Below are 13,781 nucleotides of genomic sequence, written 5' to 3' on the forward strand. Positions count from 1 at the left end.
CTGAGGAGCGCGAAGCGCGTCTCGAAGGGTCGACGGCCACCAGCCGGGCCGTGCATTCTTCGAGACGCGCGCAAGGGCGCACTCCTCCAGCGACAAAGGCGAAGCCTTTGCGCGGGGATGACGGGAAATGGCAGTTAGGCCTTGACGAAGGCGAGCAGGGTGCCGTTCGCAGCGGCCGGCGGCACGGTGATGCCGCCGCCGTCCTTCACGCCGACCGCGCCGAGCGCCTTCTCGGTGGCGGCAAGGTCGGCCGCGATCACGAGGCCGGCGCCGCCGCGCTCGGACAGGCCGTCAAGCGACACGCCGGGATAGCGCTTGCCGAGCTGATCCCTGGTCAGGAACACGAAGTCGGCGCGATCGCCGCCGGACGGCACCGCAACCGCACCGTCGGGATCGTTCCTGACAGCGATATCGATCATCTTGGACAGATGCGCGGCATCGCTCGCGGGTTCGGGCGAGACGATCAGCGCCTGCTTGAGGCGTTTTGCCCCATTGGCGTGCGTCATCAGTTCGGGGATCCACACCGTCTCGCGGGTCTTGTGCTGGCAGGCGAAGATGCGGACGCCGCCGGGCGCCTCGGCGGTCGGCCACTGGAAGGTGCGGAATTTCGCCGCCGAGACGGTACCATCAGGCAAGCTCACGGGGCGTTCGAAATCGGTCGGCCCGATCGGCGCATAGCCGCGTGCGCGGATCTCCTCGGCACCGGCGGTGGAATCCACCGCGGTGAACGCGATCCGTTCGATGCCCTCGCCGCGCTTCTCCAGGAAGGCGCGCGCCGGAGCGTTGTGTTCCGTCGGCGTCAGCACGCCGAGCAATTCCATGTAATCAGGGTCGAACATGATGGTGTAATTGCCCGATCCCATATGCGCGCTATGGGTGCCGCGCGGCGACACGGTGAAGCCGAGCCGCTTGTAATTCTCGGCCGCCTTGTCGAGGTCTTTCACCATGACTACGGCGTGATCGATTCCGATGACGTTCTTGAGTGCCACTTCTTGTCTTCCCGGCTGGAATGAGAGAGTAGAGTAGAACTAACCAGAATGACCGGGCGCCCGCAAGAAAGGATCATGATGACCAGCAATGCCGTGCGCTGGCCCAATTCGCTCTGGGCCGCAGCGACGCCAGCCGGCCCCGATTGCCCCGAACTGACGGGCGCGCAGCAGGCTGACGTCGTCATCATCGGCGGCGGCTTCACCGGCCTGTCGACTGCACTGCATCTGCGCGAGGCCAATGTCGACGTCGCGATCGTCGAGGCCGCCGAGCCGGGCTGGGGCGCCTCCGGCCGCAACAACGGCCAGGTGATCCCGACGCTGTCGCGCCCCGATCCCGATGACGTCATCAAGAGGCACGGCGCGGCCGGCGAGCGCTTCGTTGCGATGCTGCGCGACAGCGCGGCAATGCTGTTCGACGTCGTCAGGCGCTACAATATCGAGGCCGAGCAGGAGCAGGCCGGCTGGGTGCAGCCGGTGCATTCGCCGGGGCGGATCAAGATCGCGGAACGACGCGTGCAGCAATGGTCGAAATTCGGCGCGCCGGTCGAATTGCTGTCGCGCGACCAGACCCGCGACATGCTCGGCTCGGATGCGTGGTACGGCGGCTTCTGGAACAGGACCGGCGGTCACGTCAATCCGCTGGCGCTGGCGCGGGGCCTTGCGCGCACCGTGCTCGGGCTCGGTGCGCGGATCTACGCCCGCTCACCCGCGCTCGCTTTCGAGCGCCGCGGCGAGCGCTGGGTGGTGAAGACCGAGAAGGGTGAAATCTCCGGCCGCGCGCTTGTGGTCGCGACCAATGCCTATAGCGGCGAGTTCGCGAAATCGCTGGTGCCGGAGATCGCGACCGAGGTGATGCCGGTGCTGTCGTGGCAGATGGCGACGCAGCCGCTGTCGGACAATGTCCGCAAGACCATCATTCCCGGCCGGCAGGCGATGTCTGATACCCATGGCGAGCTCTATTTCGCGCGCTACGACGCCCGCAATCGCCTCGTCACCGGCGGCGCCGTGCTCGGCCCCGGTGACAAGACCGGGCGGCTGAAGGCGCGGGTGACCGAGCGGTTGCAGCGCCTGTGGCCGCAGATCGGCGACGTCTCCTTCGACTATGTCTGGAACGGCTATGTCGGAATGACCGCGGATTTCCTGCCGCGCATGCATCGCCTCGGACCGAACGCCTATGGCTGGACCGGCTGCAACGGCCGCGCCGTTGCGCTGACCATCCCGCTCGGCCGCGAATTGGCGCGGGCGGTGCAGGGCGTGCCGGAAAGCGAGCTGGCGCTGCCGTTCACCGAGCCGATGCAGTACATGGCGCACGGCTTGCTACGCAAGCTCGCGCCCTGGATGCTGGTGCTGTACCGGCAGCGCGATGCGCAGGAGCTGGTCGGGGGCGATCGCTTCGAGCTGCTGCGCTGGGCGGAGCATTTGCTCGCCTCGCGCCGGTCAAGGTGAGCGCGGACCAACGTTGCGCTTCGAAGAATGGGAGCCCAAACTGGTCCGGTGGAGCGCCGCGATCACGAGGATTCCGCCGTTGGCGGATAGTGTTGTGGAAACCCCGACGCGACGCAGGCGTTATTGCCACATACCGAGTCCTGGGAGGTGGTCATGGCGAGGAAGCGCATTGGTATTCTCACGGGCGGCGGTGACGTCCCCGGCCTCAACGCGGTGATCAAGAGCGTGACATATCGAGGCAGCGAGGACGACATCGAGGTTGTCGGTCTCCGCCGCGGCTGGGAGGCCCTCACACACGTGAACCTCGACGACCCGGCGAGCAAGTCCCATTACATCATCCCGCTGAGCCGCGAAAATACGCGCGTCATCGACCGGCGCGGCGGCACCGTGCTGCACTCGAGCCGCACCAATCCCTCCAAAATGAAGAAATTGCCCGATCATCTCGCGGGCCGCGACTTTCCGGTTTCCCGGAGCACCAAGGGTGGCATCGCAACCACGACGTGCGATCTCACCAGCCAGGTGCTAGCGAACCTCGCGGGGCTCGGCATCGAGCATCTGATCGCCATCGGCGGCGACGATACTCTTAGCTATGCGGATAAGCTCAACGGGCTCGGCGTCAAGATCATTGCCATCCCGAAGACGATGGACAACGACGTTCGCAACACCGAATACTGCATCGGCTTCTCGACCGCGATCACCCGTGCCAGCGATGCCATCCAGCGCCAGCGCACCACCGTCGGTTCGCACGAGCGAATCGGCATTTTCCGTGTCTTTGGCCGCGATGCCGGCTTTACGGCACTCTACACCGCATACGCAACCTCGATCCGATGCGCCATACCGGAGCACAAGGTCAATCTCGACAAGCTGATCCAGCTTCTCGTCGATGACAAGCACGGCAACCCAAGCAACTACGCGCTGATCGTGCTCAGCGAGGGCGCCGAGTGGGAGGGCTACAAGGCGCAGGAGTTCGGCGAGCCTGACGCCTATGGTCACCGCAGGAAGGCGAGCGTGGGCGAAGCGTTCGCGGACGAGATCAAGCGGCGCACCGGCGAGGAGACGATCGTCTCTGACCTCACCTACGACCTGCGGTCAGGCGATCCGGACTTCATCGACAAGCTTGTGGCGCTGACGTTCGGCAACTTGGCCTACGATGCAATCCTGGAAGGCAAAACCGGCCTCATGTCGGCGCTGGTCGAGGGGCGCTACGACCTCGTGCCGATCCCCGACGCCAAGCTCGGGCCGCGCAAACTGGACGTCGCAAGTGCGTACAACACGGAGCGCTACCGTCCTCTCTATTCCAACAAGCGGGGCTTGCCGATCTTTCTCAACCGCGCCTTCTAGCACGGTAGGTGGTAATCCCATCGAGCATGGCCGGCTATTCCGAATGCGTGGTTGGCGCGCATCGACACAAGCCGCAAGCGCGGCCATAATTCCGGTGGATCCTACAAAGGAACCTATCGCACCACACAACGTTCTTTTCGCGAAATGAGCAGCGCCGTCGTCCCCGGCGTAGCGAGCGCCGAGGCTAAGGCGCTGAGCTGCGGTCGGAGGGATGCTCATGAGACTCACCATTTCGGTCATCAAGGCTGACATTGGCTCCGTCGGGGGCCATACGAAGCCATCTGCACGTATGATGGCGGCTGTCGAAGGGGAGGTCGCGAAAGCGATCGACAATGGTCTCCTGATCGACGGTTTCGTCCGCCACACTGGCGACGACATCGCGATCATCATGACGCACACACGGGGCGAGGGGAGCTCCGAGGTCCATCAATTCGCCTGGAATACGTTTCTTGCGGCCACTGCGGTTGCGAAAACCTCCGGGCTCTACGGCGCCGGCCAGGATCTTCTCGTCGACGCCCCTTCCGGAAACGTTCGCGGCGCCGGCCCGGCCGTCGCCGAGCTCAGCTTCGACCACAGCCTCTCGGGCGCGAGACCCGCGGAGTCCTTCATGGTGTTTGCCGCCGACAAGTGCGGCCCCGGCGCCTACAACCTGCCGCTCTATCTGGCCTTTGCCGATCCCATGTATTGCGCCGGGCTGATGCTGCCCCCGATGATCAAGGGCTTCCGTTTCCATATTATCGACATGGATAACACGGCCGGCGACAGCGTGATCGAACTCGACGCGCCGGCGGACGGCTACCACATTGCCGCGCTGCTTCGCGATAACGAACGTTTCGGCATCGATCGCATCGTCTCGAAAACCTATGGTGAGGTCGCCGTCGCCATTTCGGCGCAGCGCCTTCACTCCATCGCAGGCAAGTACACCGGCAAGGATGATCCGGTCGCGATCGTCAGGAACCAGGGGATTTTCGCGGCGCCCGAGGAAATCATCTCGCCATTCGCCAAGGCGCACTTCGTGGGCGGCGATGCGCGCGGCTCGCATGTGATGCCGCTGATGCCCGTTCCGCTCAACACCCCGGTAACGGGGATGTACTGCCTGCCGATCGTTTCCTGCGTCGGCTTCTCGATTGACGGGGACGGGAAGTTTTCGGAGTCTTATACCGATTTCTTTGACAACCTTGCGTGGGACGAGGTCCGCCAGCGGGCCCAGCGCAAGGCGATCGAGATGCGCAGCCAGGGCTGGTCCGGTGCCGCGATGCTACCCTATTCCGAGCTGGAATATGGCGGCTTCCGCGACACGGTATCCGGATTGCTGAAGCGCTTTCGGCTGCGCGAGGAGCCAAAGCCACAAGCGGCGGAGTAGGGACCGCGCGTGCCCGGCTACGCGGTCGCGGTATCGTGCTCGCGCGCGAACGCTCCGCCGGGAATCGCGGACAGCAGCGCCTGCGTGTAGGGATGCTGCGGCTTGCCGAACACCTCGGCGGTCAGCCCCTGCTCGACCACGGCGCCATCCTTCATTACGGCAACAAGATCGCAGATCTGCGCGGCGACGCGCAGATCATGGGTGATGAAGATGATGGAGAGGCCGAGCTGCTGGCGCAGCCCGGCGAGCAGCTTTAGCACCTGCGCCTGCACCGAGACGTCGAGCGCCGAGACCGGCTCGTCGGCGACCAGCACGTCCGGCTTCAGTGCCAGCGCACGCGCCAGCCCGATGCGCTGCCGTTGGCCGCCGGAGAATTCGTGCGGGAAGCGGTCGCCGGCGGACGGGTCGAGCCCGACCAGTTCGAACAGCTTTCGGGCTTCGGCGATCGCGGTCGCGCGATCGGTGCCGTGCACGATCGGTCCCTGCGCCACCAATTCTGCCGCCTTGCGGCGCGGGTTGAGCGAGGCGAACGGATCCTGGAACACCATCTGGATATGACGGGTCTCGCGCCTGATCTCGTCGCGGCTGAGTTTTGCCCAGTCCTTGCCGTTGAGCATGATCGAGCCGGTATCGGGGTCGATCAACCGCACGATGCAGCGTGCCAGCGTCGATTTGCCCGAGCCGGATTCGCCGACGATGCCGAGCGTCGCGCCGCGCGGCAGGCGCAGCGTGACGTTCTTGACCGCTTCCGTGATCCGCGCGCCGCGGCCGAGGAAGCCGCCGGTGCGGTAGGTTTTTGAAACCCCGTCGATGGTCAGGATATCCTTGCCGGACAGGATGCGCGGTGGCGGCGCCGTCAGCGGCGGCACGGCTGATATCAGCTGCTTGGTGTAGGCGTGCTGCGGATTGTTCAGCACCTCATCGGCTGTGCCTTGCTCGACGATCGCGCCGTGCTGCATCACCACGACGCGGTCGGCGATCTCGGCGACCACGCCGAAATCATGGGTGATGAACAGCACCGCGGTCTTCTTGCGCTGCTGCAGATCGCGGATCAGCTTCAGGATTTGCGCCTGCGTCGTGACGTCGAGCGCGGTGGTCGGCTCGTCGGCGATCAGGAGCTTCGGGTCGAGCGCGAGCGCCATCGCGATCATGGCGCGCTGGCGCTGGCCACCGGAGAGCTCGTGCGGATAGGCCTTTGCGGCTGCCTTCGGATCGGGGATGCGCACGTCCTCGAGCAGCGCCAGCACCCGTGCGTTGATCTCGGCCTTGGACAGGCCGGTGTGGATCGAGAACATCTCGCCGATCTGGTCGCCGATGGTGCGCAGCGGGTTGAGCGCCGTCATCGGCTCCTGGAAGATCATCGCGATGCCGGCGCCGCGCACATCGCGCATCTCGGCGCTATCGGTCGCGCAGAGGTCGCGGCCGTCGAACATCATCCGGCCTTGTTCGATGGTCACCTCGTTCGGCAGCAGCCGCATGATGGCATTCGCCATCATCGACTTGCCGGAGCCGGATTCGCCGACCACGCAGAGGATCTCATTCGACGCAATCGAGAGCGAGACATCGGACAGCGCATGCGGCCGGTCGGCGCCTTTGGGCAGGCGCACCGTCAGGCCGTCGAGCGAAAGGACAGCTTCGCTCATCGGCTCTTCAGCCTCGGATTGAGCGCATCGTTGAGGCCCTGGCCGACCAGCGACACCGCGAGCACGGTGACGAGGATCGCAATGCCGGGGATTGCCGAGACGTACCACTGCACCCGAAGCACATCACGGCCGAGCCCGATCAGATTGCCCCAGGAGGCGACATTGGGGTCGGACAGCCTTAAGAAAGCGAGAGCGCTTTCCAGCAGGATGGCGACCGCCATCACCACGCTGGCATAGACGATCACGGGTGGCAGTGCGTTGGGCAGGATCTCGCCTAGGATGAGCTGAACATCCTTCATGCCGAGCGTCTTGCCGGCCTGCACGAATTCGCGGTTGCGCAGCGACAGGAACTCGGCGCGGGTCAGCCGTGCCGGCGCCGGCCATGACACCACGCCGACCGCGATGGTCACCGTGGTCAGCGTCGAGCCGAACACCGCCACCAGCACCAGCAGCAGCACGAAATTCGGCAGCGTCTGGAACGCCTCGGTGATCCGCATCAGCACATTGTCGACCCAGCCGCCGTAATAGCCGGCGAAAGCGCCGACCAGGATGCCGATCAGGATCGCGATCATCGTGGCGACGCCGCCGATCAGGAGCGAAATCCGGGCGCCGTAGAAGATCTGCGCGGCGATGTCGCGCCCGGAATTATCTGTCCCGAGCAAAAAGCGCGGGTTGGAGAACGGCCAGACCAGCGGCCGACCTGCCAAGGCAAGCGGATCGCGCGGATAGAGGAAACCCGCGCTTACAGCCATCGCGATCACGAGCAGCAGCAGGATCAGGCCGATCACCGCGGCCGGGCTGCGGAAATAGCGTTTTGCCGCGTCCATCGTCAGCCCTCCGTCGCGATGCGCGGATCGAGCCGCGCGTAGAGCAGGTCGACGACGAAGTTGACTGATATGACCAGCAGCGCCGAGACGAAGACGATGCCGAGCAGGGTGTTGAGGTCGCGCTGCACCACCGATTCATAGGCGAGGCGGCCGAGGCCGGGCAGCGAGAACACGCTCTCGACCACGACCGAGCCGCCGAGCATGGTGCCGGCCTGCAAGCCGATCAGCGTCACCATCGGCAGCAGCGCGTTGCGCAGCACATGGCGGGTGATGACATGGGTCTCGTCCAGCCCCTTGGCGCGGGCGGTGCGGACGAAATCGAGGTTCAAGACCTCCAGCATCGAGGCGCGCATGATGCGCAGATAGATCGCGAGGAAGATCAGCCCGAGTGTCAGCGTCGGCAGTACGAGATGTGCTGCGATATCGAGCACGCGCCAGATCCCGGTCTGGACTGTGCCGATGTCCTCGAAACCGCCCGGCGGCAGCCATTGCAGATAGACCGAGAACACCACGATCGCCATCAGCCCGAACCAGAACGAGGGCGTGGCGTAGAAGATCAGGCCAAGCGTCGAGATCATCGTATCTGGCCAGCGGTTGACGCCGCGCGCGGCGATCACGCCGAACAGGAGGCCGAAGAAGAACGCGAACGACAGCGACGCCGTCATCAGCAGGATGGTCGGCGGCAGCCGTTCCAGGATCACGGTCGCCACCGGCTTGCCGTAGATCGAGGAGAAGCCGAGGTCGAGCCGCACCAGGTGCCACAGATAGCTGCCGAGCTGCGCCGGAACCGAGAGGTCGAGCCCGTAGAACTTGCGCAGCTCTTGCGCCGTCGCGGCATCGCCGCCGCCCATCTGCGCCATCAGCGCATCGACGGTGTCGCCCGGCGCGAGCTGCAACAGCAGGAACACGCCGATCAGGATCAGGAACAAGGTCGGAATCGAGGCGGCAAGCCGCCGCCCCGCAAGGCTCAGGATACGCATGCTTTATCTATAGCGGTTTCGAACGAAGGGGACACTGGCCTCTCTTACCTCGCCCCGCTTGCGGGGAGAGGTCGGACTGCGAAGCAGTCCGGGTGAGGGGGGACAGGTCCATCGTTGGATCGACATCGTGGAGGGAGCCCCTCACCCCAACCCTCTCCCCGTAGAGAACGGGGAGAGGGAGAAGTGGGCAGCACCGCTTCTGCCGGAGATGAGCTACGCCGAAAGCCAAAGATCGTGCCAACTCGCCGAGCCCCAGCGCGGCGTGTTGGAGTGGTTGCGCGCCTTGGCCGTGATCACGGTGACGAAGATCTGCTCGATCGGCATCCAGACCGGCAGCTCGGTGTTCACCTCCTTGACGAAATCGGCATAGAGCGCCTTGCGCTTGGCCGGATCGACTTCGGTTGCGGCATCGTCGATGGTCTTGTCGACAGTCTTGTCCTCCCAGCCCCACTGGTTGGTCCACGGCGCGCCCTTGGGCTGGCCGGAGCGGTACCACACCGTGGTCGAGACCGCGGGGTCGTTGCGATACTGGTGCCAGCCGGTGGCTAGATCGAAGGCGTGGTCGTCATAGACCTGCTTGAGGAAGCCGCCGCCGTCGTTGCGCACGATGTCGACCTGGATGCCGACTTCGCCGAGCGACTGCTGGATGAAGGTCGACCACAGCGAGATGTCCTCGCCCCACGGCGCCGGCAGCAGTTTCAGCGAGAAGCGGTTGCCACCGGAGGCCTTGAACCCGGCCTCGTCGAGCAGCGCGATGGCCTTGGCCTTGTCGTAGGGATATTGCGGCGTGTTCGGCCCGGGATAGAAGTCGGTCGAGGTCGACGGGATCGGGCCGGTGCCGAGCTTGGCGAAATCGCCCAGGAAATTGTCGATGAAGAACGGCACGTTGATCGCGTGCGCAATGGCGCGGCGGACGCGGATGTCGGCCAGTTCCTTGCGGCGGAAGTTGAACTCGATGGTGTTGGTGCGGGCGTTGCCCTCATTGCCCTTGGTCGAGACGATGAAGCGCTTGTCCTTGCCGAGCCGCGCCATGTCCGAGATCGTCAGGCCCGAGAACGGGCTGTAGTGCAGCTCGCCGGCCTCCATCTGCGCAGCCGCCGCGGCGCGGTCGGTGATCACCTTCCAGACGATGCGGTCGAGATAGGGCGCGTTCGGCCGCCAGTAATCCGGGTTGCGGTCGGCGATGATGTACTGCCCACGCTCATATTTGACGAACTTGAACGGACCGGTGCCGACCGGCGCCAGATTGGTCGGGTTCTGCCTGATGTCGCCGCTCTCATAGAGGTGCTTGGCGGAGACGTAGCCGAGGTCGGGCAGGGCGCGCAGCAGCAGGTTCAGCGGCATCGGCCGCTCGTAGCGGAAGATCGCGGTCTGCGGATCGGGCGTATCGACTGATGTGAGGAACAGTTGCAGCGTCGATCCGTAGTTGAGGATCTTCTTCCACATGTTCATCGCGGTGAAGGCGACGTCCTCCGAGGTGAACGGCTTGCCGTCGTGCCAGGTGATGCCCTTCCGCAGCTTGAAGGTGACGGTCTTGCCGTCCGGCGTTGCCTCCCAGCTCTCGGCGAGCACGCCGACCGGCTGCCCGTCGGCGTCGAGGTCGACCAGATTTTCCTGGATCTTGCCGCCGATGATGTAGACCCCGGTCGAGGCCTGGATGCTGGGGTTGAGTTGGCGCTGTTCGGCGCCGTAATGGACGTTGAACACGCCGCCCTTGCGCGGGGTCTCCTGCGCGAAGGCCCGCATCGGATTGATGACATTGGCGGCAATTGCGGCCGAGGTCAGAAGGGCGGTGCGGCGGTTGATCTCGAGGCGGCTCAAATCCATACGCGGGTCTCCGGAACGTAACTAAAGGCTTGCATCGGGCGGCCGGCCGATCGGTCGTGGCCGCCTTGCACCGATGTTACCTTGGAAAGGGAACCCGAGTCGAACCCGGCTCATTTCCTAATGCCGCGGCCTTTTGGAGGATCCTTTCCGAAACCTGAAGTGGCGCACCGCGGCGCCTCGCAACCCGAATTGTGCGCGGCATTGTCGCACCGCGGCGGCGCGAGATGCGCAAGGTGATTCTCTTCAGGGGGCGTTTCGGGGGCCCCGAAGCCGCGCAAACGCTGTAATTTTAGGGGTCGGAAGCGACTTGACTGGAAAAAACACTGGAAAAAACCCTGATTCGGGCGCTGTCCACAGCGATATTCGTGTGGTGAGTGCAGAAAACACTGTTTTTCTCGGCGTTTTCCGCCATATCGTGCCCACTCCAGAATCAATGGAGCAACCATGGCTACCCAACTGTCGAAGTCGCAAGTGATCGAGAAGATCGCGACCACCACCGAACTCTCCAAGCGCGACGTCAAGAACGTTTTGGACTCGCTCGTCGATGTCGGCCACAAGGAGCTGAAGAAGGCCGGGGTGTTCCTCGTCCCCGGCTTCGCGAAGTTCGTTGTCGTCAAGAAGCCTGCGACCAAGGCGCGCAAGGGCACCAACCCCTTCACCGGCGAAGAGATGATGTTCAAGGCCAAGCCGGCCCGGAAGATCGTCCGCGCACGGCCGGTCAAGGCCGCCAAGGACGCGGTTTAAGATGAAAGGCCTCCGGTGACGGAGGCCTTTTGCTTTTGAGCCGTTAGCCAGCCGCAGTAGGTTGCCTGCCCGCGAGAGTGTTCGAGCGAAATGGACACCGGCTCGCATGTGGAAACGCGCCGAAGCAAGCATCCGGAGCTCCGGTCCTGGTTAAGCCAAGACCGGAGTTCTGGATCACCGGAGTTCTAGACCACCGGCGACCGGCCACCATCGACATTGATGGCGGTGCCGGTGATGTAGGAGCCTTGCTCCGAGGCCAGGAAGCAGGCGAGGTTGGCAAACTCCTCCGCTGTGCCGATGCGGCCGAGCGGCGTGCCCTTGGCAAGGCCCTTGGCGAATTCTCCGAAATCCGTGGTCGGCGCCTGGGCAGCATGCCGCTTGACCCATTGATCGCTCATGATCAGGCCGACCAACAGCGCATTCACCAGGATGTTGTGCTCGCCGCCTTCATTGGCCATGACCTTGGTCAGCGCCATGCCGGCGGCACGCGACACCGATGTGGGCGCGGAATTGCCGGCCGGGGCCTTCGCAAAGGTGTTGAGCACGTTGATGATGCGGCCCCATTTGCGCTGCTTCATGCCCGGCCAAACCAGCCGGCTGAAGCGGATCGCGGCAAACAGCTTGAGGTCGAGGTCCTCCTGCCAGGCCTCGTCGCTGATGCTCTCGAACGCCAGCGTGCGCGCGGTGCCGGCGTTGTTGACCAGCACGTCGATCTTGCCCAAGTCGACGACGATCTGGTCGTGGGCGTTGCTGATGTCGGCGGCCTTCGCGACGTCGCAGACGTAATCGCGCACCACGAGGCCATCTTTGGCGAGCGCCTCGCGCGCTGCTGCGAGGTCGGCTGCACCGCGGGCGAGGATCGCGACCTTGGCGCCGGATTCCGCAAACCGCCGCGCCACCGCGATCCCGATACCTTTGCTGCCGCCGGTGACCACCGCCACGCGGTCCTTCATCGATAGGTTCATTGTTGTTCTCCGATGCATCAAGGTCCCGGAGACAACGCTATCAAACCGACAGCGCGACCAACAAGGTCATGCAGAGCAGGTGTGCCGTGACAATTATCGCGAGATGGAGCGGGCCGGGCATCGGATGTCTCCGGGTTGCACAGTGAGGTGAGCTCCGCCGTCAAGCTCCCTCACCCTGAAAGGGGGAGGGTGGGGTGGGGGTCAAGCCGCAACGGCAGTGTCCGCGGAGGCAGGATCCCCACCCGGTTTGCTGCGCAAACCGACCTCCCCTTTCCAAGGGGAGGTGAGGAGAGAGCGCGCTACATCAAGCAAGCGCTAGTTCGAATTGGCACCGGCCGTAAAGCTGCGATCGACGGCCTTGCCGACGTCGAGCGTCTTGCCGAGGATGCCGTAGCGCGTGGCACGGTCGGAGGCGGCCTGTATTTCCTTCACCACGGCCTCGTCGATTGCGATCGGGCTCGTCTTCTGCGCGGTGTAGGCGGCGAGCAGCACGTCTTCCGGAAGCTTGGTGAGCTCGGCCGTGCTCTTGGCATATTCCGCGACATGGTCGAGCGACCACAGCCGCGCCTTGTTGAGCCGCTGCACCAGATCCTGCACCGCCGTGCGCTTGGTCGCGATCGCATTGTCGGAGGCGACGATGAAGGTGATGGTCGGCGTCAGCCCTTCTCCGTCGGCGACGACGCGCGCATTGTCCTTCAGCTTGGCATAGGAAACGTAGGGCTCCCACACCGCCCAGGCGTCGATTGAGCCGGCGAGCAGCGCGATCTTGGCGTCGACCGGGCCGAGCGGCGCGAAGGTCGCGTCCTCAATGCTGCTGCCTGCCTTTTCCAGCGTCGCGTTGATCAGGAACTGGCCCCAGCCGCCGCGCGTGCCGGCAAGGCGCTTGCCCTTCAGGTCGGCCGCCGTCTTGATCGGCGAATCCCCGCGCACCAGGATCGCCTGGGTCCGCGCATCCGAGCGCGTGCCGCCGATCGCCTTGATCGGTGCGCCCGACGCATAGACCGTGAGGAACGACAGATCGCCGGTGTAGCCGACGTCGAGCGCGCCGGCATTGATCGCCTCCAGGATCGGAGCCGCGGCCGGAAATTCCGACCACTCGATCTTGTAAGGCAGGTCCTTGGCGAGGCCGGAAATCTCCAGCAGCGAGCGGTTGCCGCCCTTCTGGTCCCCGACACGCAGCACGATCGCATCAGCCGCGAACGCCGCCGCCGATGTCGACAGCGTGATCACTGCTGTGATCAGCGCGGACGCGGTGCGGCGCGTCAGAGAATAGGGAGAGCCCGGGCGGGTCAGTTTGCGCATATGCATTTTTTCTTTCTGATTCATTCACTGCCCGGCGGAAAGCACGGCAGCGTTCGATCAAGTCTATGAGCAAGCCGTTCGCCGTCAACGAAACGGAAATCTGTATTCGCGGGCCGCACAGCAAGGATGATCTCGTCGAACCTGCCGAACGGAGAAGACATCGCGCATGTGTCCGCAAAGCGCCTGGATTTGATACAGTCACAGCGATGGCGCCGCATCTCCGTGTCGCGACAACAGCGAAAATCCTTTCATCGTCGCGCGATGCGATCGTGGAGATATCGACTGCGGCGTCGATGACATTCGAAATTCCATTTCATTGACGGTGAACCTGCCGCGCCGCATCATTTGAGCGTT

Annotated in this window: 12 protein-coding genes; 5 read left to right on the top strand and 7 right to left on the bottom strand. The window is 64.4% G+C overall.

All coding sequences use genetic code 11. The features are described 5' to 3' along the window. Positions 1-134 precede the first annotated feature (134 nt). Entirely contained in the window at positions 135-989 is an 855-nt protein-coding gene (locus H8A95_RS13310) for a VOC family protein (RefSeq protein WP_229183586.1), read from the bottom strand. A gap of 78 nt (positions 990-1,067) precedes the next feature. Between H8A95_RS13310 and H8A95_RS13315 the strand changes: the two genes are divergently transcribed. The 3 genes from H8A95_RS13315 (at position 1,068) to H8A95_RS13325 (ending at position 5,139) form a co-directional block, all read left to right on the top strand. Continuing rightward, a complete protein-coding gene (locus tag H8A95_RS13315; RefSeq protein ID WP_229183610.1) occupies positions 1,068-2,435 on the top strand; it encodes an NAD(P)/FAD-dependent oxidoreductase in 1,368 nt (455 codons plus the stop codon). Between the two features lie 153 nt (positions 2,436-2,588). Beyond that, the gene (locus H8A95_RS13320; protein WP_229183587.1) at positions 2,589-3,776 is read left to right on the top strand and encodes a 6-phosphofructokinase; all 1,188 of its coding nucleotides are present in this window, start codon (positions 2,589-2,591) and stop codon (positions 3,774-3,776) included. Positions 3,777-3,993: 217 nt separating this feature from the next. Continuing rightward, positions 3,994-5,139, top strand: coding sequence for a fructose-1,6-bisphosphatase (locus H8A95_RS13325; protein ID WP_229183588.1), 1,146 nt, complete (start codon positions 3,994-3,996; stop codon positions 5,137-5,139). A gap of 17 nt (positions 5,140-5,156) precedes the next feature. Here the strand turns inward: H8A95_RS13325 and H8A95_RS13330 are convergent, their stop codons facing one another. The 4 genes from H8A95_RS13330 to H8A95_RS13345 all read right to left on the bottom strand — a co-directional run bounded on the left by H8A95_RS13330 (position 5,157) and on the right by H8A95_RS13345 (position 10,416). Further along, positions 5,157-6,782 carry an ABC transporter ATP-binding protein gene (locus H8A95_RS13330; protein WP_229183589.1) on the bottom strand — a complete coding sequence of 542 codons (1,626 nt, stop codon included), beginning with the start codon at positions 6,780-6,782 and terminating at the stop codon, positions 5,157-5,159. Continuing rightward, entirely contained in the window at positions 6,779-7,609 is an 831-nt protein-coding gene (locus tag H8A95_RS13335; protein ID WP_163160952.1) for an ABC transporter permease, read from the bottom strand. Before H8A95_RS13335 ends, H8A95_RS13330 begins: the two co-directional genes overlap by 4 nt. 2 nt (positions 7,610-7,611) lie before the next feature. After that, the gene (locus H8A95_RS13340) at positions 7,612-8,589 is read right to left on the bottom strand and encodes an ABC transporter permease (RefSeq protein ID WP_229183590.1); all 978 of its coding nucleotides are present in this window, start codon (positions 8,587-8,589) and stop codon (positions 7,612-7,614) included. A gap of 213 nt (positions 8,590-8,802) precedes the next feature. Next, the gene (locus H8A95_RS13345; RefSeq protein WP_229183591.1) at positions 8,803-10,416 is read right to left on the bottom strand and encodes an ABC transporter substrate-binding protein; all 1,614 of its coding nucleotides are present in this window, start codon (positions 10,414-10,416) and stop codon (positions 8,803-8,805) included. 444 nt (positions 10,417-10,860) lie between these two features. Between H8A95_RS13345 and H8A95_RS13350 the strand changes: the two genes are divergently transcribed. Continuing rightward, complete coding sequence (locus tag H8A95_RS13350; RefSeq protein WP_021077434.1) at positions 10,861-11,160, top strand: HU family DNA-binding protein; 300 nt, start codon at positions 10,861-10,863, stop codon at positions 11,158-11,160. Positions 11,161-11,345: 185 nt separating this feature from the next. On the opposite strand, the gene H8A95_RS13355 is transcribed toward H8A95_RS13350, so the two are convergent. After that, positions 11,346-12,125 (bottom strand): SDR family oxidoreductase, encoded by a 780-nt coding sequence (locus H8A95_RS13355; RefSeq protein ID WP_274617412.1) that lies wholly within the window; start codon positions 12,123-12,125, stop codon positions 11,346-11,348. 315 nt (positions 12,126-12,440) lie between these two features. Next, a complete protein-coding gene (locus H8A95_RS13360; protein ID WP_229183612.1) occupies positions 12,441-13,427 on the bottom strand; it encodes an ABC transporter substrate-binding protein in 987 nt (328 codons plus the stop codon). A 65-nt stretch (positions 13,428-13,492) separates the two neighbouring features. Between H8A95_RS13360 and H8A95_RS13365 the strand changes: the two genes are divergently transcribed. Continuing rightward, positions 13,493-13,747, top strand: a complete 255-nt coding sequence (locus tag H8A95_RS13365; protein WP_229183592.1) for a hypothetical protein — start codon at positions 13,493-13,495, stop codon at positions 13,745-13,747. Positions 13,748-13,781 lie beyond the last annotated feature (34 nt).

The sequence above is a fragment of the Bradyrhizobium oropedii genome (assembly GCF_020889685.1).
Lineage (GTDB): Bacteria > Pseudomonadota > Alphaproteobacteria > Rhizobiales > Xanthobacteraceae > Bradyrhizobium > Bradyrhizobium oropedii.

Coding starts and splice junctions, on each gene's coding strand:
- H8A95_RS13345 (WP_229183591.1), bottom strand. CDS start 10,416: ATGGATTTGAGCCGCCTCGAGATCAACCGCCGCACCGCCCTTCTGACC.
- H8A95_RS13365 (WP_229183592.1), top strand. CDS start 13,493: ATGAGCAAGCCGTTCGCCGTCAACGAAACGGAAATCTGTATTCGCGGG.
- H8A95_RS13330 (WP_229183589.1), bottom strand. CDS start 6,782: ATGAGCGAAGCTGTCCTTTCGCTCGACGGCCTGACGGTGCGCCTGCCC.
- H8A95_RS13315 (WP_229183610.1), top strand. CDS start 1,068: ATGACCAGCAATGCCGTGCGCTGGCCCAATTCGCTCTGGGCCGCAGCG.
- H8A95_RS13355 (WP_274617412.1), bottom strand. CDS start 12,125: ATGAACCTATCGATGAAGGACCGCGTGGCGGTGGTCACCGGCGGCAGC.
- H8A95_RS13320 (WP_229183587.1), top strand. CDS start 2,589: ATGGCGAGGAAGCGCATTGGTATTCTCACGGGCGGCGGTGACGTCCCC.
- H8A95_RS13325 (WP_229183588.1), top strand. CDS start 3,994: ATGAGACTCACCATTTCGGTCATCAAGGCTGACATTGGCTCCGTCGGG.
- H8A95_RS13350 (WP_021077434.1), top strand. CDS start 10,861: ATGGCTACCCAACTGTCGAAGTCGCAAGTGATCGAGAAGATCGCGACC.
- H8A95_RS13360 (WP_229183612.1), bottom strand. CDS start 13,427: ATGCGCAAACTGACCCGCCCGGGCTCTCCCTATTCTCTGACGCGCCGC.
- H8A95_RS13340 (WP_229183590.1), bottom strand. CDS start 8,589: ATGCGTATCCTGAGCCTTGCGGGGCGGCGGCTTGCCGCCTCGATTCCG.
- H8A95_RS13335 (WP_163160952.1), bottom strand. CDS start 7,609: ATGGACGCGGCAAAACGCTATTTCCGCAGCCCGGCCGCGGTGATCGGC.